Origin of the sequence: Tenacibaculum discolor (genome assembly GCF_003664185.1) — a bacterium.
In the GTDB taxonomy this organism is placed as follows: domain Bacteria; phylum Bacteroidota; class Bacteroidia; order Flavobacteriales; family Flavobacteriaceae; genus Polaribacter; species Polaribacter discolor.
Genome location: NZ_RCCS01000006.1, coordinates 1 through 23,676, shown reverse-complemented (window position 1 = coordinate 23,676; position 23,676 = coordinate 1). Strand labels below are relative to the sequence as shown.

The following is a 23,676-nucleotide window of genomic DNA, read 5'->3' as shown; positions in this document are numbered from 1 at the left end:
TTTATATTTATTTAATTTTTTACCTCTATAATTCTCTTTAACTCATTACCAAAATCATCTATCGCTGTAATTGTATGAATTCCATTTTTAGGTATAATTGCTTGTTCATGATATTGCTCTGTTATTCCGATAAATTCTTTGTTTAAATACCAATAAACTTTTGCTTCTGCATTAGCATGTGTTAACTTTAAAATTATAGGGTTTAGTTTATTGTTTTCTCCTCTCGTTAAAGATATTTTTGATGTATACTTAGCTGGAAAAACAAAATCCATTGTATTACTTTCTAACTGGTTACAATCTGATCTAAACTTGGGCAGCGATCTATAATCCGCATTGTTTTGTTGATAGTAGTATGCCATTAGTGGAGGTAACACAAACCATGATTTTGTTACCATATTTGAAATAGATTCACAGTTTGAATTCACTCTGAATTTTTCAGATATATCTACTGTTATTTCTTGATGGTATGAACATGATTTTGCTTTCATCGCAGTTTTTTGAACTCTTTTTGTTATAGATGGACAAATTGATTTGGCTAAAAAACCACTTTTTTCACAAATAGCTACTTCTATTAAATCTTCATAAGGTTCCAAAAACCAATTAGACTTCGGTAACACATCAAAAACATTAAATAATAAAGGGGCTGCACTACCAACTCCTGTAAGATCTGGACGTCCTTCTCCATCTGAGTTTCCTATCCATACTCCTACTACATACTTAGGGGTAACTCCAACAGCCCAAGCGTCTTTATTTCCAAAACTTGTTCCTGTTTTCCACGCTATTTTTTGAGACGAATCGTAATACTTCCAAGCTTGATCTGTATAAGGTCTGTTTACCTCTATTAAAGTATTTAGTGTTAAAAAAGTAGCTCCAGCGTCTAAAGTTGTATAGTCTTCTTGAACTTTACCAAAATCTGGAGTTCCTTCAAACAAAAAACTCGGTTCTATAAATTCATTTTGATAATAATTATGTTTTAATTCTTCATAGTGATTTACAATACCTGCATATCCTGCAAAGGTTTTACATAAATCCCATAAGCTAGCTTCCGCTCCTCCTAAAATTAATGAAAGCCCATAATAATTTGCTGACTTATTAATATCGTTAATGTGATATGCTTTTAAATCTTCTCTAAATTTTTCCAATCCATATCTCTGTAACATACGTACTGAAGGTATGTTTAAAGAACGTGTTAATGCTTCATTTGCTGGAACTGCCCCATCAAAAGTTAAGTTAAAGTTTTTAGGAGAATACCCCGCTATTTCAGTTGGTACATCTGCTACTAATTGACTGGGTAATAAGTCTCCCGACTGAAGCATTTGTGCATATAAAAATGGTTTTAAAGTACTTCCTGTGCTTCTTGGAGCAATAATATTGTTTACATCTTTTTGATGTGCTTTATCTGTTGGAGAATTCCCTACATAAGATACTACTTTTCTTGTTTTAACATCTAACACCAACACAGCCATATTATATACTTCATTTTGTTTTTGACGGAAATAATGCTGCTTAACTAAATTATTTACTTGTTTTTGTAGATGAATATCTATAGAGCTTTTTACTCGTTGTCCTCTATACTGTTGAGTTACTTCTTGTACAAAATGAGGTGCTACTGTGGGTAACGGATATGGTTTTTGCGGTAATTCTTCTTCAATAGCTAAATCATACGTAATTTGATCAATAATTCCCTCCTCATGTAATTTTTGCAATAACCTATTTCTTTTGATTTTTAATTTTTGTTGATTTTTTCCTGGATAAATCAATGATGGAGCATTTGGCAACACTGCTAAAGTGGCTGTTTCTGCCCATGATAATTGATATGGTTTTAATCCAAAATAACGCCACGATGCCATTTCCAATCCAACAACATTACCTCCATATGGTGCATGCGAAGCATACAACTTTAAAACTTCTTTTTTGGAATGACGAAATTCTAATCGAGTAGCTAATATTAACTCTTGCAACTTTTCAAAATACGAACGCTCTTTATTTTTTCTTGATAATCGAATTACTTGCTGTGTTAGCGTACTTCCTCCTCTTACAACTCTTTTTGCTTTGATATTTTCTACCATTGCTTTTCCTATGGAAACAGGATTAAAACCAAAGTGCTTATAAAAATAAGCATCTTCAAATTGTAAAATACAATGTTCAAACTTTTTAGGAACGGAATCTAACTCAGGAAATCGCCACTGACCATCACTAGCAATAACAGCTCCTAACAATTCATTATTTTTTGCTGTTACGACTGTTGATGTTGGGTTATCGAATAGGTTTTTAGGTAGACAGAAATAGTAGAAAATGACTCCTATAAAAGTCAAGATTAATAATATTTTCTTTTTCTTAGTCTTAATCATCTTCCTTCTTTTAACAAAAAGCAAAGAAATATATATTTTCATACATTTCTTTGCTTTTTTATTATAAAAAAAATATAAAAATTATGATTTAGCTCATTTTTTCTATTCTATTAATAAATTAAAAACTCCTTTTTCTAAAAATTTTGTTTCTTTTTTAAGTTCTGAGTTTTTTAATTCTACATTCTTCTCAAACGTATTTCCAACCTCAACTTTTTTCTTTTTAAAATAATAGCCTTCGTTTGATTTTTCATCTAAAATTAATCCAAACATTTCTCCTTCTATCTCAGCTACTGAAGTCTCTGGTAATGAATTAACTTTATTGCTATTCATTTCTATTACAGCTTCTACAAACATACCTGATAAGAAATTTCTTTTTTTCTCTTCCTCAATATGTGCATGTACATCTACCGTTCTGTTTTCGTTAATACTTTTTCCTATTAAATGAACTTCTGCTTTGTATTTTTCTGATGATAGTTCTGGAACCCTAAAACTGATTTCTTGACCAACTTTTAATTTTAAAGCATCTTTTTCAAAAACAGAAAGCTCTAAATGCAAGTGCTTATTATCTATAATTTCTAAAATTTCATCAGCTGGAGATATATACGAACCAGTAACTGCTTTGATTTTAGTAACATTTCCTGAAATAGGAGCATAAATACCCGTTACAGAAGTTATTGAACTACTATTTAATTTACTTGCAGATATATTAATCATTTGTAACTGTTTTTGTAAACTAACCAACGTAGTTTGTGCTACTTCAAAATCTCTCTTTGCCTTTAAATAATTTCTTTCTGATGTTATTTTTTCATCAAACAAAGTCTTTTGACGTTCGTATTCAGACTTTAAAAAAGTTATTTCTTGTTTTGTTTCTAAATACTGTTGTTGCATAGCTACAAATTCTTGATTTTCTATCGCTATCAAACGTTGTCCTTTTTTAACTTTATCACCAACTAATAAAGGAATGTTTTTTATAAATCCTCCCATTTTAGCAGTTACTACAACCTTATTTTTAGGCGGTACATCTATTTTTCCTACTACCTTAATTGTTGTTGGAAAATCTTGTTCTTCAACAGTAACTAATTTCATACTGTTTTTTTCCCATTGTTCATTCGTTATAAAAACTCTATCATCAGTAATTACTACTGAAGATTCAGTAGTACTTTCTGCTTCTTTTGATTTACATCCTATTACAGTTACAAGTAGGATACTATAAATTATATATTTCATCTTTATTTTTTTAATACGTTAAGTAGTTAATATCTATCACAATATTGTTGTACGACTCTATACTGTTTACATAAGCTAACTTTAGTTGATATGCATTTTCAACACTTTGTATGTATTGAAAAAAATCTATTTCACCATGTTTAAAACTCATGTTTGCTGTTTTCAGGATTTCATTCGCCAAAGGCATCCCTTCTTCTTGATAATAAGCTAATGATACTGTTTGTTCTTGTAACTTATTTTTAAGGTTTGTATAGTAGGTTTCTAACTGTTTTTGATAATTTAAAGTTTCATTTTCAGCAATTTCTTTTACTATTTTTGATTGCTTTATTTTAGAAGATTCTCCACTAAATAATAATGGAATTTTAATTCCTACTTGATATCCATAAAAGTCTTTAGCTATATATTGATTACTTCCTCTAAAGACTTCTAAAGATAAGTCTGGTAACAATTGTTGTTTTTGTTGTGACAATTGTCTTTTTGCTAACTGCTCTCTTTCATAATAACCCTGAAGTTCAGTAATTTTATTTAGATTAATGCTTTGTACTTGCATTGGTTGAATAATAGTTTCTTTTTCTACTACCAAACTATCTTTCACCTGAACTAGCGCTTTAATTTTTTGATAAGCTATGCGGGAAGCAACTACTGTGTTTCGATAGTCATTTTTTACTTGCTTCTGTTTTGCTTTTGCTGTTATTTTTTCTAAATAATTAGTTTCTCCCAACTCAAATCGTCGTTTCGCTGCATACGAAAACTTATTATAGAGGCTATCTAAACTCCTATAAATATTCTCTTGCGCTTTCGTGTATTGATAGGTGTAATAAGCGTTTACAACTGATTTTATCAGCTTCTTTTTAGCTGTTTCGTATCGATTACTTTCTAAGCTATATGCTGATCTTTGTACTTTCTTATTAGCTCCATAAACTGTTGGAAAAGCGAATGTTTGTTGAATACCGAAAATATCTAAAGGATGATCTGCTACTGTATTGTTTTCATCTCGACTATAATAAACTTCTGTTTTATCAAAAGTATAAGCTGAAGTAATGGCTGCTTTGGCTTTTTCTACCTTTAATTGTTGAGCTTGCAAGCCTTTATTATTTTCTACAGCTAAATCTATTAAACTTTGTAATCCTTTAGGAGTTTGTTGTGCTTGAACAGTACACAATCCCATAAGAAGTACAACACCTAAACTCGCTACCTTTTTATTAATTTTTAATTTCTTTGGGTTATCAAAAATTGTGTACAATACAGGCAACACTACCAATGTTAAAATTGTAGAAGTTACTAAACCTCCTATAACTACTGTTGCTAAAGGACGTTGTACCTCTGCTCCTGCATTAGTTGATATCGCCATAGGTAAAAAACCTAATGCTGCTGCCGATGCTGTTAGTAGTACAGCTCTTAACCTATCTGCTGCTCCTTGTTTTACCAATTCTTCAATAGTAGAGAATTCTTTATTTCTTAATTCTTTAAAATGCTCTATTAATACAATTCCGTTGAGTACTGCTATTCCAAAAAGCGCAATAAAACCAACACCAGCTGATATACTAAAAGGTAAATCGCGTATCCATAACAATAATACCCCACCAATAGCTGCAAATGGTATTGCTGAATAAATAATCAATGCTTCTTTTACTGACTTAAAAGCAAAATATAACATAATAAATATTAATATTAACGCTACAGGAACAGCTATCATTAAGCGTTTAGAAGCACTTTGTAAGTTCTCAAACTGTCCGCCATACGTAATTGTATACCCAGTAGGTAGTTTTACATTTTTGTTTATCAATTGTTGAACATCATCTACTACAGATTGTAAGTCTCTGTTACGAACATTGATTCCTACTACTAATCTACGTTTAGTATCGTCTCTTGAAATTTTTGCTGCTCCTTTTTGATACGTAATAGTTGCTAATTCATCTAACGGTACTTTTCCTCCATTAGGTAAATCTATATATAACTCTTTTAAATCACTGATATCAGTACGGTTAGTTTTATCTAATCTCACCACTAAATCAAAGCGTTTTTCACCTTCAAAAACATTTCCTGCTGTTTTTCCTGCAAATGACATAGATACCATTTCATTAACTTCTTTTATATTAAGACCGTATCTTGCAATTTTAGTTCTGTTGTAAGCAACATTCATTTGAGGTAAACCTTCAATTTTTTCGACAATGATATCAGAAGCTCCTTCTACATTTTCTACTAACTTTTTTATTTCATTTCCTTTCTGAGCTAAAACTGACAGGTCTTCTCCAAAAATCTTGATTGCAATATCGGCTCTCACCCCAGTAATCAACTCATTGAAACGCATTTCAATTGGTTGTGTAAATTCAACTTCCATTCCTGGAATTATCTCTAAAGCTTCTTTAAACTTATCTGCTAATTCGTCTTTACTTTCAGCAGAAGTCCATTCACCTTTGGGGTGTAACGTAATTATTACATCACTTTCTTCCATACTCATAGGATCTGTTGGTACTTCGGCAGCACCAATACGCGATACTACTTGTTTAACCTCTGGAAAGTTATCTTTTAAAATTTTTTCAATTTTTGTAGTTGCCTCAATTGTGTTGCTCAGCGTTGTTCCTGTTTTTAAAACGGGTTGAATAACAAAATCTCCTTCATCTAATGTAGGAACAAACTCTCCGCCCATTTTTGTATAAATAAAGACAGAAAATAATAACATAGATAATGCTATCCCTAGAACTGCCTTTTTTCGATGCAATGCCCAATGTATTACTGGTGCATACCATTGATTCAGTTTATTTATTAATCGTACCGAAATGTTTTTATCTGTAATGTTTGAAGGTTTTAAAAATATAGATGCCATCACAGGAACATAAGTTAAGCATAGTAAAATAGCCCCTATCAATGCAAAACTGAATACTAAAGCCATAGGCTTAAACATTTTTCCTTCAACACCACTTAAGGATAAAATTGGTATAAAAACAATGAGAATTATTAATTGCCCAAATACCGCAGAACTCATCATTTTTGAAGCTCCTTCATTACTAACTGAGTCTTTAACTTGTTGTTGATCTTTTTTGTTTAATGTAACGAAGGTGTCTTTTTGCTGGGTGATTTTAAAAGTAATGTATTCAACAATAATTACAGCTCCATCTATTATAATTCCGAAATCTATAGCTCCTAAACTCATCAAGTTTGCATCAATCCCAAAAATGTACATTAACGATAGAGCAAATAAGAGACATAAAGGAATTACAGATGCTACTACCAATCCTGAGCGAATGTTTCCTAATAAAAGAACTACTACAAAAATTACAATTATGCATCCTAATACTAGGTTTTCAGTAATTGTAAATGTTGTTTTACCTATAAGTTCACTTCGCTCTAAAAATGCATTAATGAATACTCCTTCAGGTAATGATTTTTCAATGCTTGCTACTCTTTCTTTTACAGCTTCAATTACATCTTTTGAGCTAGCGTCTTTCAACATCATTACCTGTCCTAACACTTTTTCTCCTTCTCCATTTGCGGTTATGGCTCCGAATCGTGTAGCACTTCCATAGCCTACTGTTGCAACATCTTTAACATAAATAGGCATTCCTTCTTTATTTGTTACAACAATATCTTTTATGTCTTCAAGCGTTTTAGCTAATCCTTCTCCTCTTATAAAGTAAGACTGATTTACTTTTTCTATATATCCTCCTCCTGCAACACTATTGTTATTTTCTAATGCTGTAAATACTTCTTTTGCTGAAATATTCATCGCATTTAGTTTTTGAGTATTAATAGCTACTTCATATTGTTTTAAATAGCCTCCCCAAGTATTAACCTCAACAACTCCTGGAATACCTGATAATTGCCTCTTTACTACCCAATCTTGAATAGTTCGTAAATCTGTTGTACTGTAACGGTCTTTAAACTCTGGCTTTACATCTAATATATATTGATATACTTCTCCTAGTCCTGTAGTGATAGGCCCCATTTCTGGTGAACCAAATCCTTCTGGTATCTTTTCTGAAGCGGTTTTAATTTTTTCGGCTATTAACTGCCTCGGTAAATAAGTTCCCATAGATTCTTCAAAAACTATGGTTACTACAGATAAACCGAATTTTGAAACAGATCTTATTTCTTTTACCCCTGGTAGATTTGCCATTTCTAGTTCTACAGGATAAGTTATAAACTGTTCTATATCTTGTGTTGAAAGATTTCGTGATGTGGTGATTACCTGCACCTGATTATTTGTTACATCTGGTACAGCCCCTATAGGGATTTGTGAAAGTGAATAAATTCCGAACCCTACAATAAAACTTGTAAATAGCAGGACTATAAATTTATTCTTTATAGTGAATTGTATAATTTTTGATAACATAATTCATCTTTTAAATAATTACATGTTTTATACCGATCCGTTATGGATTAAATCGATATTTTAATTACTATTTGTATATGAATTATATATACCTAGGTGGCTGAAATACCCCTAATGCGTCTGGTGAGTTATAAAAATTTTGGTGATAAAATATTTGCTTTCTTTCAATGAAAGCTAATGTAGAGGGTAAAGAAACCTCTGTATTTTCGAATGTAATTGTGTGAAAGTCTACTAAATGATAATCAAATTGAAAAGGAAGTTTCTCATGTTCTTCTTTTTCTTCTTGATGCTTTTCTGAGTGAGTTACTTTTAATTCTCCATAGTGTTTAGATAAGAAAGTAATAAAACCATCGCTATAGGCTTCTTTATGAAACTGTGCATGCTCTATTAATTTATCTAAGTTTAAAATATTATTACACGTAATATTTAAACTTTGAAAAAGCATTACTATAGATAATATTATGGATGATGTTCTCACTTGCTAACAAAGATACTTTTTTAGCTCTTTTTTTACATTTAAATATTCTTAATATTATGTTAATAACAAAAAATAACCACTGTATAGTGATGATTCTCTATATTTTTTATAAAAATTTTAATGTTTTTATTTTTTAAGAAACACAATCGGCATCAACAAAACAATTTTCAAAGACAACTTATATATCTCAAAAGTATAAAGTTTACAGCAAACATTTAGTCGATAAGTCTGTTATATTTGCAACTCAAATTATACTATGAGTTTTAACTTACTTTCTTCACCTTTACAAGGGTTTACCGATTTTCGTTTTAGGAATGCCCAACAAAAATATTTTGGTGGTATTGATACTTTTTATGCTCCTTACATTCGATTAAATGGGAAGTTTAAAATAAAATCGAGTTATGAACGTGATTTACTCCCTGAAAATAACACAACTTTAACGGTTATTCCGCAAGTTATAACCAATGATGCTGAAGAGTTTTTATTTGTTGCCAAATATGTACAAAGTTTAGGATATAAAGAGTTGAATTGGAATCTAGGATGTCCCTACCCTATGGTTACAAAATCAGGTATGGGTTCTGGTTTAATTTGTAATCCTACTCGTATAGATGAAATACTACATCGCGCTCATAACGAAACCAACATTCTAGTATCAATGAAAATGAGAATGGGTTATGAAAACAGTGAAGAAATACTGCACACTTTTCCTATTTTAGATAAATATCCGTTAAAAAATGTGGCTATTCATGCCAGAATTGGAAAACAATTGTACAAAGGAGGTGTTGATTTAGATGCTTTTCAAAAATGTATAGACGTTGCCAAACATCAATTATATTATAATGGTGATATTACTACAGTAGCAGGTTTTAAAGCTATGAAAGAGCGTTTTCCTGATATTACACATTTTATGATTGGACGTGGTTTAATTGCAGATCCGTTTTTACCACAAATGATTAAAGATAATACTACTGAATATCCAAAAGACAGATGGAATATATTTAGAGAGTTTCATGATGAAATATACCAGCAATATGATGCTGCCTTATCTGGACCAACGCCTATAAAAATGAAAATGCTAGGTTTTTGGGAGTATTTTTCTCAATCGTTTTCTGATCCTCGTAAAACTTATAAAAAAATTAAAAAAGCGACAAATCCTAAGAAGTATCAAGCGGCTGTTAAGGATATTTTAGATAGTGAAAAATAACATTACTTTCCCCTAACAAACAGTAATAACTTATAGTTTATTTTTATTTACTTTACACAACACTAATACGAACTTTTTTGTTTTTTAAACGTGTATTGTTTAAATCTTCTAATAATCTTTTTGACTCAGTAACAGGAACCGAAATAAAAGCGCAATCTTGTTTTAGTTCAATAACTCCTAACTGTTCTTTTGTCAGATTTCCTTTTTTAAAGAATAAACCTGCAATATCTCCTTTAGATATTTTGTCTTTTCTTCCTCCTGAAATAAATAAAGTCTCCCAATAAGCAGGCTTTAACTTTTGTTTCTGAGAAATATCCGCATTGGGTATGTTTTTAAGAAATTCAGGTAAGCTTTCTTTTTGCCACTTTAAAACATAAGCAGTTCCTTTGGCATTTACTCTTGCTGTTCGCCCGTTTCTATGCGTAAACTCTTCTATTCTTTGTGGTAACTCATAATGAATAATGTATTTCATTTCTGGAATATCAATTCCTCTTGCAGCCAAATCAGTAGCTAATAGTACTTGACTTGTTCCGTTTCTAAACTTTATTAAAGAACGTTCGCGATCTCTTTGCTCCATTCCACCAGAAAAACAACTATGTGCTATTTTGTTCTTCGTTAAAAACTCGCTTACGTTAGCAATACTATCTTTTAAATTACAAAAAATAATTCCTTGTTGGTTTCCTATGTGATGTAATAACTCAACTAAGGTTTGATTTTTATTTTTTGATGGAGAAACAACCGTTTTTAAAGTTAATTTCTTTGGTTTCTTATCTGTTAAATAGTTTAATACAGTAGGATTGTTTAAACGTACAAAATCTGGAATTTCAGCTTCTTGAGTTGCTGAAGTTAAAATACGTTTGTTAATGTTAGGTAACTGATTAATAATTCCGCGCATTTCATACTCAAAGCCAACTTCTAGCGATTTATCAAACTCATCTAAAATTAAGGTTTTAATACTTTCTTTAGAAAAACGATCGTTCGTAAAATGATCAGAGATTCTACCAGGTGTGCCTATTAATATACTTGGTGTATGTTTTAAATCAATTTTATCTTTTGCCATTGAACGTCCACCATATACAGCATTTACTTTTAAACCAGTTCCCATTTCACGTATCACTTGTTCTATTTGAATAGCCAATTCTCTTGAGGGTACTAAAATTAAAACTTGAACCTCTTTATTATTAGGATCTATTAACTTTAATGTTGGTAATAAAAATCCTAATGTTTTACCTGTTCCTGTAGGTGATAATATTACTGTATTGGTTGTTTTATCAATAGTTGAAATGGCTTTTTGTTGCATTTCATTTAATTCATAGATATTTAGCTTTGTTAAAATATCTTCTTGTGTCTTAACTGTATTTACCATAATCTTTTTATATCTATGAATTTTATATTGATGGGCAAAGATAGGTAGTCTTACACAAGGAAAGATTAAGTATTTTAGAAATAAATAAAGCTTACTGAAATCAGTAAGCTTTATTTATCTCTTTTAATTATTTATAAACTACTTCACCACTTTAATCCATTCACCTTTCGTACGTGCAATGTAATCGTTATCATACATCGCTTCTACTTGTACTCCTGGCAAATAATACTCACCTAAGTACGACGCATTTAACAATACTCGGAATGTTTTTATCTCGTATTTTTTTAATGTAAAATAGTTACTAATACTTGCATCTCTTATATCTGTATAATCTACTTTTGAAGATATTGTATTGTTACCAAAATCAGTAAAACGAGTATTTACAATTTCCCATCCTGAAGGAATATATTGTGTTAATGCTACATTGTCAATCGTTTCACTCGTTGGATTCTTTACTGTAACTTCAGCTAAAAAGTTAGTTCCTTGTGACAAGTTATCTGGAGTAATACGAGCTCCATCTTTTGTTTTATATGTAATAGTTGTTTCTAAATTCTTTTGGAATACTTTTTCTTCACCAACTGGTAAGATTCCTTTGTTTAGTACACGTACATATAAAACTCCGTTATTTTTGTTTGTTATTTTTAATGAGTTCTCTTTTTGAATAGCTATTAAATCTTTTGCTAACAACGATTTTGAAGTACTTGCTTCTCCTGAAGCCTTATTTAAAATATAGCTAGCACTAATTCCATTACTACCTCCATTTTTCAAAGCATATTGGCTCATTGCTAATAAACTATAAGCTGTAGTTTGTGTACTCATCCAACGCTCACTCGATAGGTTTTCGGCAATTTCTTTTGCTAATTTTATTGATTTAGTTTCGTCGTCTAACAACATATAGGTTTCTAACGACATTGCTTTATTTCTCGTTTCAGACCCATAATTTGAATAATATTGTTTTGTATACGTATAACCTGTTATTTCTTTTAAAATAGATTTAGCAATAGCTTTTTTACCTATTAAAGCATACGCACTAGCTAATCTCATTTTTGCTTCATCTGAAACTCCCATTGATTCACGTAAACGGTTCATTGAAGCTAAATCAGGACTATTTGCTAAGCTTAACGTGTATAATCTATATGCTTGTGAAAGTGAGTTATTGTAATAGCGTGAGCTATTTCTCCAATTACGTGCTTGTTGTTTTTGATACCCTACCCATTTTGATTTGAAACCTATAGGCAATACATATCCTTTCTTTTCAGCTTCAATCATAAAATGACCTGCATAAGATGTTCCCCAGCTATCTGCGGTACTATTTCCTTGCCAATATGAAAGTCCTCCATTAGACAATTGAAAATCTGATAATCGTTGAATTGTTGCTTTAATATTTCTTTCTGTAGAAGCTATTTTTTCTTTCGGTAATTCAAATATTTCTGGTAAAAACAATTGTGGAAATGCACTTGATGTGGTTTGCTCTACACAACCATGTGGATAACGAATTAAATACCCCAAACGTTTGGTAAAGTTCATTGGAGGCAATGTCGATAATTCTATTGTAGCCGCGTTAGTTCCTTTTGTACCAAAACTTGTAAAGTTGATTTCTCCTACTTCATTTGATTTTAATACTATGTCTTTTACCTCAGTAGTTACAGGATTTGGATTTAACACATCTATTTCTACTTCGTAAGATGCTTTTTCTCTTCCTGAACTTGCATCTATTTTTACTTTACCTATTCCTTTAAAATCATTTACTTTTAAAGTAAAGTAGGCCATTTTTTCATCTGGCTGATTAAATGAAACTGTCTGTGTTTTATCTCCTACAATTGTGTATGCCTCGTTTGGTTGTACTGTAACTTTTACATTTTTGATATTTGATTTCATTGCAAAAACAGTAACTGGTAAGGTAACAGTTTCTTGTGGCGTTATTTTACGAGGTAATGATGCTAAAATCATTACTGGCTTTCTTACAAAAGCTGTTTTCTCGTCACTACCATACGCATCTTTTTTAGTATCAGTAGCCACTACCATTGCACGAACAGATCCTACATACTTTGGAATTTTAACCTTGTGTTCCTTAATATCTCCCATTTCTAAATCGAAAGGACCTAAATAGGTAACCATTGGTTTAAATCGGTTGGCTTTTCTGTTTTTACTTCCTGCTTCAGCTTCATCACCCCCAATACTTAATATTTGATTTACTTTTCCCCCATAAGCTCCTATAACATCATCAAATATATCCCAAGTTTTTACACCTAAAGACTGACGTGCATAAAATACTCCCCAAGGGTTTGGCGTTTTAAAACGTGTTAAGTCTAATAAGCCTTCATCTACTAATGCAATCGTATAAGTCATTGGTCTACCTTTTTCTTCTTTCACTCGAATAGTTGCGGTAGATTCTGGTCGTAACTCGTCTGCTAACTGAATTTTTGGTTCCAATTTGGTTGCAGGATTATTCACTAACATAGGAATTGAACCATACATACGAATTGGTAAATCATTTACTGTTTGACTGTGTTTTTGTAGTAACGAAATATTTACAAACACATTTGGTGTATAACTCGCTTTTACTGGAAAACTAAACGTTGTTTGTTGTGCTTGTGTTGGCACCCAAAAATGATCTAATACTTCTGTTCCGTTTTCTATTGTTATAAACGCTTTTCCTTCTTCTGAAGAAGGAAACTTAACAGTTGCTTTTTCACCTACTTCATACGATTCTTTATCGGTTGTAAATATCAACATCGTAGCGTTGCTCTTATCTTGGTTTCCTTTTTTCTTAGCATACCAAGAAGGCCAATCAAAATACACTACATTTGAGGTAACGTGCTTACTTTTTGAATCTTTTACTTTTATTAAATAACGTCCCCAATCGTTTTCATCAACCTTTAATTTAAAGGTTCCTTTACCATTTGCGTTTGTAGTTACTTTTAGTTTTTTATAAGGTTCATGATAACGTGTACCGTCATAACTAGATAAACCGTTATCAGAAGTACTCCACCACCAACGCCATGATAACTTATATACGTTTACTTCTAAACTATTTGTTACTCCTACCCCATCTTCATTTACTGAAGCTACATTAAATGTATATTCTTCATCTGTAAATAAATAGTTTTTAGATTGTGGTTCTTCAGCATCTTGCAACCCTACATATGAAGTATACGGTGACACTTTGTTAGAAAATACATCAGTACTGAAGTCTCCTCCATTTTCATACACTTTGGTTATAAAGCTCGCTCTTAGCATTCCTGGAGCTTTACTATCTAATTTAGGCTTTACTGAAAATTTAGTAGTTCCTTCGCTACTTAAATTCCCTTTTAAAACTTTAAATTCTTCAGTTCCAAATCTACGAGTTACATCATCAAAATTATAGTTTTTAAATTTTGGAAACTCTGTGTTGGTTTGTGAGAATTTTCCGTTGATATCTAACTTTAAACCTCTTGCTATTGCTCCATGCAACCACTTTACTTCTACATTTCCTGTAATAGTTGAATTTGCTTTAATAAATTCTGAATCTGTAGCTAGTTTAATCTTTAATCGATTCGGTTTTATGGTTTCAACTTTTAATGTTTTGTTGAAAACAGCTCCTCCAACACTTACACGTACTTTCCAATTACCAGTAATAGCTTCTGGATTTGTTACTGGAGCGTATGCATATACATTGTTTATTTTTTTTGGAAGTACTTTTCTATCGATTATCTTTCCTCTTGGATTTATTAATTCAAATTTTATTGGGTGCTCCTCTGGAATTGGATTCGCGTTATCATTCAAGATAAATGTTAAGAATAATTGATCTCCTGGTCGCCACACTCCTCGTTCTCCATAGATATATCCTTTAATTCCTTCTTGCAATTTTACACCAGAAACATCAAACTTACTCATTGAAAGTGCTTCTCCATCTTTTAATTTTATGTAAGTTGTGTTATTATTTTTAGTAACTACTGCAAAAAAGGCATTTGTTACATCAGAAAAAGAAACTACACCTTCTTTATTAGTTGTAGCTGAAGCTACTTCTTGTTTTTGTAGGTTGTATAAAGTTACTTTAGCACCTTCAATAACATTAGTAGTAAGTATATCTGTAACTGCTGCTACTATTTTATTATTGTTTCCTTTTTTTACTATAACACCAATATTCGTAGCTAAAATGTTTGTGCTAATATTTTTATTGTAATAGTATGAAGTTGTACAAGGATTTTCTCTATCTCTCCAGTTATAATCATAATAGTAATCATCATAATAATTAGGACTATCATAACTTTTAGTGTCTATTTCTTTTTTTCCAAAAACTATGGTTTTGGTTGAAGCACCTTCATCACATTTATAATTTGAATAGTCTTTGTTAAAAGAAAACTCAACTCTATACATTGCTCCATTCTCCACTTTTACTATTTCAGCTAAATCAATAGCAAAAGCATTTTCTTTACTTAAATCTAATCCTTGATTACCTAGATTTACTGTATATTTAGCTACTGGACGCCCCACATAACGTAGGTTTCCTTGATTACTTAAATTATTGTACTGTAAAAATTGTAGTACATTTTCTTTATAAACTTTATAGACAGTTGCATCAACTGCTTTTAGGTTTACTGCACTAAAATTTATTTTTAAGTTATTAGAATTTGGAAGTATAGATCCACTTTTTATAAACTTTACTGCTGGTTTTAATTCTTCAAAATACACTGTTTTAATGGTATTTTCTTTCAAAGCATAACCATCAGTACTCTTAATTCCTTTGAAAATTTCTATATCAACTTTTTGCCTAAATGATGATTTAGGGTATACAGTTACTTTATTACTGTTTACCTTGTATGTAAAAGCTCTTTTTTGAGTGTTTAAAAACTGAATTAATCCTTTTATGTTTTGTGATTTTTGTAATGGGTCAGAAAAACTTATCTCTATGTGCTGTTTGTCTGTATCAATAACTTCTACGCTTAATACTTTAAAGTTATTTTTTCCTGTAATAGTTACTTCTCTACTTCCTTTAGATTCTGATTGAACCGGAGCTCCAGTCCATTCAACCTTTAACTGTTTATCATCTTCAAAACGTTGTATACTATCTATTTTAAAATAAACTTTAGAACTTACTTTTCCTACAGTACTAAATTTTATAGGTTTTGCTTTTCCGTTGTATGTAGCTTTTACCAAAGATGATACTTTCTCTGTTTCAATTATATCACTAGCTATCAACTCTCCTTCAACTGCATATAGGTTTTTATTATAAACGCTTGGAGACTGTAAAGAGACATTAAATAATAGCTCTTTTGTTTTTACATTAACAGTAAAGTCTTCTAAATTCTCATCAACATCTTCATATAATTTTGATAAATGGAGTGTTATAGAATATTCTTGATTACTTTTTAATTTTTCAGCAGGGACAAAAACTAGTTCGTTGTCATTTAAAACTACTTCTCCTTTTATAGCTGGTTTGGTAGTAATAACTTCTGTAGCCTCGAAATTTGTAGTTACCTTCTTTTTTAATACAAATTTTAAGTTTGGAGTTACCGATATTAATTTATCTGGAAAAACACTAATATACTCGCTAAACTCATTAACGTTACTTTCCGTAACAATAGACTTTTTACATGAGTTTGCGATAAGCATCAAAAATATTAATGTAAAAGCCCCAATAATTTTTTTCATTTTTTTAAATAACTGTGATTTCATTTCCTTAGGAGTTTTGTCTTTCTCAATTTTACCTAAAACTACTGAAAAATCTTTTGAAAAGATTATCTATTTAGAATTTGTAGCAATTCATTTAGTATTCGTTATTACGAATCAATATTTTTAAGCAATTTTCTTAAGAGTTTTTTTTAACAACAAATCTAGCTATTTTTAGGCTATTTAGTATACAATTAGTACTTATATTTTTTACTTTTACAACCTCAATAATACATTATGCTTGGATTACAATTTGACACAGAAACTTCTTGGGTTGAAGTTGCTAAAAATGGATTAGAACAGTTATTAACCGATCATGCTTTTGCTGAGCAAAAAGCGGCTTCGAACGCTGTGTCAATTATCATTAATTACTCTGAAGAAACTGAACTGGTTAAAGACATGAGTGATATTGCCATTGAAGAAATGGAACATTTTAGAATGGTACATAACATCATGGTAGAACGAGGTATGGTTTTAGGACAAGCTACTAAAAATGACTATGCTTTAAAATTGCAAAAATTCTTCCCACATACCAAAAATAGAAACGAAGCTTTAATTCATCGACTTTTGGTTGCTGCCTTAATAGAAGCACGTAGCTGTGAGCGTTTTAAGGTTTTTGCTGATAATATGGAAGATGAAGAATTATCAAAATTCTATATAGATTTAATGGTTTCTGAAGCAAATCATTATACCTTATTTTTAGGGTATGCTCGTAAGTATATGGATCGTGAAATAGTTGATAAAAAATGGGAAGATTTATTGGCTTTTGAAGCTGAAATGATGCGTGAAAGAGGTAAAACTGCAAAAGTCCACGGATAGTGTTTAGTAAAGAAGAATCTGCTCGTTTACGTAAAGAGTTTTGGACAAGTTTTGGAAAGTCCTTTCCAAGAAAATGGTTGTTATACAATACCAAAATAAAAGGATTTGCTTTTAAATTTCAAGCCGATAGAAAAAAAGCTTCTGTTTGTTTAGATTTTGAACATCCTGAAGATATTGCTAATGAATTGCTTTATGATCAATTGCTTTCTTTAAAGAAGATATTGGAAAGTGAGTATTTACCTGAAGTTATATTTGATGATAGTTTTGAATTAGATAGTCATAAAATTATTCGTAGAGTTTATGTTCCTTTTGATAAGAAATTTAGCATTTATAATAAAGATACTTGGCGAGATTGTTATGAGTTTTATGTTGAAACTATGACACAGTTTGAACTCTTTTTTTACGAGTATGAAGACTTTATAAAACAAGCTATCTAGTCACAGGAAAAACCCCCTTTTTACCTCAAATTCATACAATTAACTTGTTTTGTGTTGAGTTTTCGTTATATCTTTACACCGTTTTTTGATTAACCCCTTAACCCCTATAATCATGAATAACTACCCCCTCAAGTTATTGGTGTTGTTTTGTGCACTAATAATAACATCTTGTTCTTCTAATGAAGCCGAGATAATTGACAGTACCCCAGAAATGTCAGCTAACGTCAGTGAAAAACCGATTGAAGCAGATATTTTAGACCTAATTAACTCTTATAGAGTTGATAATGGATTTTCTTCACTAAACAAGTTACAAACTATTAAGTCTCAAACAAGTAATCATACTAATTATATGATTGAAAAAGACGAAGTTTCACACGACTTTTTTTACCAACGTAAAGAGTATTTAGCTGAAAATGCTGATGCTGTTAAAGTAGGTGAAAATGTAGCTTATGGCTATTCTACTGCAGAAGCTGTGGTTAATGCTTGGATTAAAAGCAATGGGCACAGAGAAAATATTGAAGGTGATTATACTCACTTTGAAGTTACTGCTGAAAAAAGCGCTAACGGTAAATGGTATTACACTAATATTTTTGTAAAGAAATAGTGAAGTAAATTAAAAAACCCCAATCCAATATGCGCATTGAATCGGGGCTAAAGAAAACTACTCTACGGGAGACTAATTACTTATTTTACTATTTATAATCGTTCGTGATTATAAATTTTGATCGTCGGTTTTCTTGATGTTCCTCTTCTGTACAAGGAACACCGTTAGAACATTTGTTTACTAATTGCTTTTCTCCATAACCAATAGCACTTTCTATCCTATTGGTATTTATTCCTCTTGAGAAAATATAATCTCTAGTAGATTTAGCTCTCTTATCTGATAAAGTTTCATTATAACTATCACTTCCCCTACTATCGGTATGAGCTTCTATTTTAATAATCATTTTTGGATTATTATTTAAAACTCTTACAATATGCTCTAATTCATAGGCTGCATCGGGTCGTATATTCCATTTATCAAAATCAAAAAATATAGGATCAATTACTATCTCATTACCTATGATTAAAGGTGTTAAATACAAATCTAGCTCTATATTCTTATTATCTTCATTTGTCGTTAATATGTCTTTTAAATCATCTTTATAATCATTTTTTGATCCTCTGAGAACATATTTCTTTCCACAATTCACTTCAAAAAAGTAAGATCCATCTGCTTGTGTTGTAATTTTTTCTAACACTTTTCCTGTAGCATCAACTAGTTCTACTAACGCATCTGCCAATAGCTCATTTGTTTTTTTATCAAATACTTTTCCTGAAATAAACTGCTTACATTTTTCGAAGCTATATATATCATCATGCCCTTTTCCTCCTGGTCTATTTGATGAAAAATATCCTGTTTTATTATCTTCATTTAAAAAGAAGGCAAAGTCGTCATAACCACTATTAAAAGGTGCTCCTAAGTTTTTTACTTCTGATGAGTTATTATTTAATAAGCTAGACTTATAAATATCTAACAGTCCTAAATTTGCATATCCATCTGAAGAAAAATATAGTGTGTAATCTTTTGCTACAAAAGGAAACATTTCTCTACCAATAGTATTAATTTTATCACCCATATTTACAGGATCTCCATAAGTTCCATCTGATAAAATAGCAACTTTATAAATATCAGTAAAACCATATCCTCCTGGTCTATCTGACGTAAAATACAGTGTTTTTTCATCTGGACTTAATGCAGGGTGTCCGCTTGAATATACTTCATCATTAAATGATGGTTCTTCAATATTATCCCATTGCCCATTAATCAATGTAGCTTTATATATTTTTAAGTGAGATGTTCCTTCTTTATCATAATCTAACTTATCTCTTTTATTTAAGTTATTTCTGGTAAAGTACATTGTGGTACCATCTTTTGTAATAGCTACACTTGATTCATGAAAACTTGTGTTAATTTTTGAGGATGTAATTGGCACTACATCTTCTATAGTTTTTATTCCATTCTCTACATTTATTTTCGCTTCATATAAATCTAAATAAGGCTCATTATTCCATTCATAAATTTTGCCTTCATTGTTTTTTGCTGATGAAAAAACAAATTTATTTCCTGTTACATAAGGTCCAAAATCCGAGTTTTTAGTATTTACCTCTAGATTATAGATATTAATCGTATCATTATTTAAGGTCATGAGTTTTTCATAATCTTCTTTTGATAAACTCCCTTTAGCGTCAGGTAATTTTTGTAACCATTCATCTGCTTTTTCATATTCACCAATACTTCTTAATGCTTGTACGTATCTATGAATATTTTCATTACTCAACCCTTCTTCACTTTCTGATGCTAATTGATACCAATGAGCTGCTTTTTTTGAATCTGAATTGTTATAATAGCAATCACCAAGTCTTGCTAACGTATATGTAGTACTATCTCCTTTTTTCACTGCGCTTTCATAAAATTCAGCTGCTTTTACATAAGCATAATCCCTAAAGAACTTATCTGCTACTCTTTTCTGAGAAAATGAATAAGAGAATGAAAAAATTAAGATTAAAAGTGTAATTTTTGTCTTCATAACTATGCTTTTTAAAAATATCTAGGAGATTTAACTCTATTTACTTTATGCAATTCAAACATCAATAGTATTTCGTGTGTTCCATTTGAATACTGATTAATATCTGATAATGGGTATTCATACGCATAACCTACTCGGAACTGTCGTGATACTTGAAAATCTACTAATGCTCCTAAAGCTCCTGTATCTTCATTAATTCTATACGAACCTCCTAACCAAAATTTTTCATTGAATAAAAAGTTTGCTGTGATATCGTATGATAACGGTGCTCCATTGGTTGCTTTTAATAATGTAGAAGGCTTGAATTTTACGTTATCGCTTACATCAAAAACATACCCTCCTGTTAAGTAATAACTTACTTTATCTACAACTCCGTAATTAATTCCATTAATTTCTAAATCATTATGATCTATATTCAATAATCTTGGGGCAGAAAGCCCTACATACCATTTATTGGTATGTAGTAGCAATCCACTACCTATATTTGGTTCCCATCTATTTTGAATTCCTGAAATCCCTGGATCTGAACCTTCGGCTGCTATTAAAGCATCATCAATATTATATTGTGTAAACCCTGCTTTAAGTCCAAAGGCTAATTTTAAGTCATCATTAAGTTGAATGGTATATGAAAAATCTCCATATAAATAGGTGAATTTTTCATATCCTAATTGATCATTTATAAATGATAATCCTAATCCTATTTTATCATTTCTAAGAGGAGTGTGAATAGATAGTGTTTGCGTTTCTGGTGCTCTATCTAATCCCGCCCACTGGCTTCTATGTAACCCCACAATACTCAATACTTGTCTACTTCCTGCATAGGCTGGATTAATAGAAATTGTATTATACATATACTGAGTAAACTGTGGTAACTGTTGTGATTGAACTGTTAAAACTGTTGTAAAAAACAGTACAATAACTGCCTGTAATAGTTTGTAATTATGGTTCATAGCTATAATATTATTTGGTTCCTAAGTAAATTGCTCCTGTAAATGGTTTTAAACCACTATTTTCTAATATTACAATGTAGTAATATGTACCGGCTGGTAGTCTTTCAGCTCCTCCAAACGTAGCTCCGTCTGAAACTCCGTTCCAATTATTTGCATAATTGTTTGATTCAAAAACTTTAGCTCCCCAACGGTTAAATATTTTTACATTAACTATGAATCCACAGGATTCTACTCCTGTAACTTCGAAAAATTCATTCCATGAATCTCCATTAGGGGTTACTGCTTTAGATATTACCACATCTTCTTGTCCACATGGTAATACTATACAATCGTCGTTTATATTAATTGTAACTTTTGTTGATGTTAAACATCCATTATTTGGTGATGTATATGTAAATATGTAATCTCCTAAGTTTAATCCTGACGGATCAAAACTTCCATCATCAGATAATGTTACACTTCCTTGAGTTACTTCCCAAGTTCCATCTTCACTTTGATTTGCTAAATAGTCATTCAAATCAATCGTTCCATCATCAATACATCTTGAGTCTGCTATTTCAGTTACTGATGTCTTTACAGTTACTGTTATATATTGTGTAAAGTCTGCTACATTTCCACAGTCATCTGTAACTGTCCATGTTCTAGTTATTGTATAGTCACTATCGCTTCCATCAAATGTGCTTGTTTCTTCAAAATTTGTTTGTGTTACATTTGAAGAACAATTATCTGTGAACTCTAAAGTTGGAACCTCAGGAACATTATCACACTCTACTGTTATATCTTCTAATGTTGATACCAAGGTTGGTGCTTCATTATCTTCTATTGTTATAACTTGAGTATGTGATGTGCTGTTACCTGCACAATCTTGTACTTCCCATGTTCTAGTAATTGTATACTCTGAAGCACATCCTTCTTCTTGTCCAGAAAGCTCTTCTGAATATACAACTATTACTTCAGAATTACAATTATCTGTTCCTGTCAATGTTACAGCTTCAGGAATAGCATCACAACTTACTGTTACATCTGTTGGTAATTCTCCTACAAACTCTGGTGCTATTGTATCTTCTATTGTCACTACCTGAGTATGTGATGTAGTATTACCCGCACAATCTTGTACTTCCCATGTTCTTGTAATTGCATATACTGATGCACATTCATCGTCCTGTCCTGTAAATTCTTCTGAGTAATTTACTGTTACGGAAGTATCACAATTATCGGTTGCTGTTAAAACTACTGCTGCTGGAACTACATCACAACTTACTGTTACATCTGCTGATAATTCCTCTACAAATACTGGTGCTGTAGTGTCTTCTACTGTCACTACTTGAGTATGTGATGTGCTGTTACCCGCACAATCTTGTACTGTCCATGTTCTTGTGATTGTATATACTGATGCACATTCATCGTCCTGTCCTGTAAATTCTTCTGAGTAATTTACTGTTACGGAAGTATCACAATTATCGGTTGCTGTTAAAACTACTGCTGCTGGAACTACATCACAACTTACTGTTACATCTGCTGATAATTCCTCTACAAATACTGGTGCTGTAGTGTCTTCTACTGTCACTACTTGAGTATGTGATGTAGTATTACCCGCACAATCTTGTACTGTCCATGTTCTTGTGATTGTATATACTGATGCACATTCATCATCCTGTCCTGCAAATTCTTCTGAATAATTTACTGTTACAGAAGTATCACAATTATCGGTTGCTGTTAAAACTACTGCTGCTGGAACTGCATCACAACTTACTGTGATTTCTGCTGCTGGTAAAGTCTCCACAAATTCTGGCGCTGTAGTGTCTTCTACTGTAATTACCTGAATATGTGTTGTCGTGTTTCCTGAACAATCTGATACTGTCCATTTTCTAGTAATTAAGTATTCTGATCCACATGCGTCATCATCTCCACTGGTTACTTCACTTGGAATTACTGTTACAGAAGCATCACAATTATCGGTTGCTGTTAAGGTTTCCATCACTGGAATGTTATCACAACTTACAGTGATTTCTGCTGCTGGTAAAGTCTCCACAAATTCTGGTGCTGTAGTATCTTCTACTGTAATTACCTGAATATGTGTTGTAGTGTTTCCTGAACAATCTGATACTGTCCATTTTCTAGTAATCAAGTATTCTGATCCACATGCGTCATCATCTCCACTGGTTACTTCACTCGGAATTACTGTTACAGAAGCATCACAATTATCGGTTGCTGTTAAGGTTTCCATTACTGGAATGTTATCACAACTTACTGTGATTTCTGCTGCTGGTAAAGTCTCCACAAATTCTG

13 protein-coding genes are annotated in these 23,676 nt (G+C 31.4%); 4 read left to right on the top strand and 9 right to left on the bottom strand.

The window, feature by feature from the left end; all coding sequences use genetic code 11:
* Nucleotides 1-11: 11 nt before the first annotated feature.
* The 4 genes from pbpC to C8N27_RS06275 all read right to left on the bottom strand — a co-directional run bounded on the left by pbpC (nt 12) and on the right by C8N27_RS06275 (nt 8,389).
* Entirely contained in the window at nt 12-2,351 is a 2,340-nt protein-coding gene (pbpC, locus tag C8N27_RS06290; protein ID WP_167444728.1) for a penicillin-binding protein 1C, read from the bottom strand.
* Between the two features lie 102 nt (nt 2,352-2,453).
* Nucleotides 2,454-3,578, bottom strand: a complete 1,125-nt coding sequence (locus C8N27_RS06285; RefSeq protein ID WP_121146689.1) for an efflux RND transporter periplasmic adaptor subunit — start codon at nt 3,576-3,578, stop codon at nt 2,454-2,456.
* A 10-nt stretch (nt 3,579-3,588) separates the two neighbouring features.
* Nucleotides 3,589-7,911 (bottom strand): CusA/CzcA family heavy metal efflux RND transporter, encoded by a 4,323-nt coding sequence (locus C8N27_RS06280; protein ID WP_121146688.1) that lies wholly within the window; start codon nt 7,909-7,911, stop codon nt 3,589-3,591.
* A gap of 82 nt (nt 7,912-7,993) precedes the next feature.
* Nucleotides 7,994-8,389: a hypothetical protein gene (locus tag C8N27_RS06275; protein ID WP_141554028.1), complete on the bottom strand. Its 396-nt coding sequence runs from the start codon at nt 8,387-8,389 to the stop codon at nt 7,994-7,996.
* Between the two features lie 256 nt (nt 8,390-8,645).
* Between C8N27_RS06275 and C8N27_RS06270 the strand changes: the two genes are divergently transcribed.
* The gene (locus C8N27_RS06270) at nt 8,646-9,593 is read left to right on the top strand and encodes a tRNA dihydrouridine synthase (protein WP_121146687.1); all 948 of its coding nucleotides are present in this window, start codon (nt 8,646-8,648) and stop codon (nt 9,591-9,593) included.
* Between the two features lie 52 nt (nt 9,594-9,645).
* Here the strand turns inward: C8N27_RS06270 and C8N27_RS06265 are convergent, their stop codons facing one another.
* Together C8N27_RS06265 and C8N27_RS06260 are read right to left on the bottom strand one after the other, a co-directional pair.
* On the bottom strand, nt 9,646-10,959 hold the full coding sequence (locus C8N27_RS06265; RefSeq protein WP_121146686.1) for a DEAD/DEAH box helicase: 1,314 nt from the start codon (nt 10,957-10,959) through the stop codon (nt 9,646-9,648).
* 138 nt (nt 10,960-11,097) lie between these two features.
* Nucleotides 11,098-16,593, bottom strand: coding sequence for an alpha-2-macroglobulin family protein (locus C8N27_RS06260; protein ID WP_244174717.1), 5,496 nt, complete (start codon nt 16,591-16,593; stop codon nt 11,098-11,100).
* A gap of 255 nt (nt 16,594-16,848) precedes the next feature.
* On the opposite strand from C8N27_RS06260, the gene miaE reads away from it, so the two are divergent.
* The 3 genes from miaE to C8N27_RS06245 all read left to right on the top strand — a co-directional run bounded on the left by miaE (nt 16,849) and on the right by C8N27_RS06245 (nt 18,471).
* Nucleotides 16,849-17,430 (top strand): MiaE family protein, encoded by a 582-nt coding sequence (miaE, locus tag C8N27_RS06255; protein ID WP_099214586.1) that lies wholly within the window; start codon nt 16,849-16,851, stop codon nt 17,428-17,430.
* The gene (locus tag C8N27_RS06250) at nt 17,430-17,867 is read left to right on the top strand and encodes a DUF4268 domain-containing protein (protein WP_099214587.1); all 438 of its coding nucleotides are present in this window, start codon (nt 17,430-17,432) and stop codon (nt 17,865-17,867) included. Before miaE ends, C8N27_RS06250 begins: the two co-directional genes overlap by 1 nt.
* 112 nt (nt 17,868-17,979) lie before the next feature.
* Nucleotides 17,980-18,471, top strand: coding sequence for a CAP domain-containing protein (locus C8N27_RS06245; protein ID WP_164723410.1), 492 nt, complete (start codon nt 17,980-17,982; stop codon nt 18,469-18,471).
* 88 nt (nt 18,472-18,559) lie between these two features.
* On the opposite strand, the gene C8N27_RS06240 is transcribed toward C8N27_RS06245, so the two are convergent.
* From C8N27_RS06240 to C8N27_RS06230, 3 genes are all read right to left on the bottom strand, one after another.
* Nucleotides 18,560-20,437 carry an OmpA family protein gene (locus C8N27_RS06240; RefSeq protein WP_099214588.1) on the bottom strand — a complete coding sequence of 626 codons (1,878 nt, stop codon included), beginning with the start codon at nt 20,435-20,437 and terminating at the stop codon, nt 18,560-18,562.
* Between the two features lie 11 nt (nt 20,438-20,448).
* A complete protein-coding gene (locus tag C8N27_RS06235) occupies nt 20,449-21,387 on the bottom strand; it encodes a PorP/SprF family type IX secretion system membrane protein (protein ID WP_121146684.1) in 939 nt (312 codons plus the stop codon).
* 10 nt (nt 21,388-21,397) lie between these two features.
* Nucleotides 21,398-23,676 (bottom strand): T9SS type B sorting domain-containing protein (locus C8N27_RS06230; protein ID WP_147431704.1); only part of this gene is annotated, 2,279 nt, incomplete at its 5' end.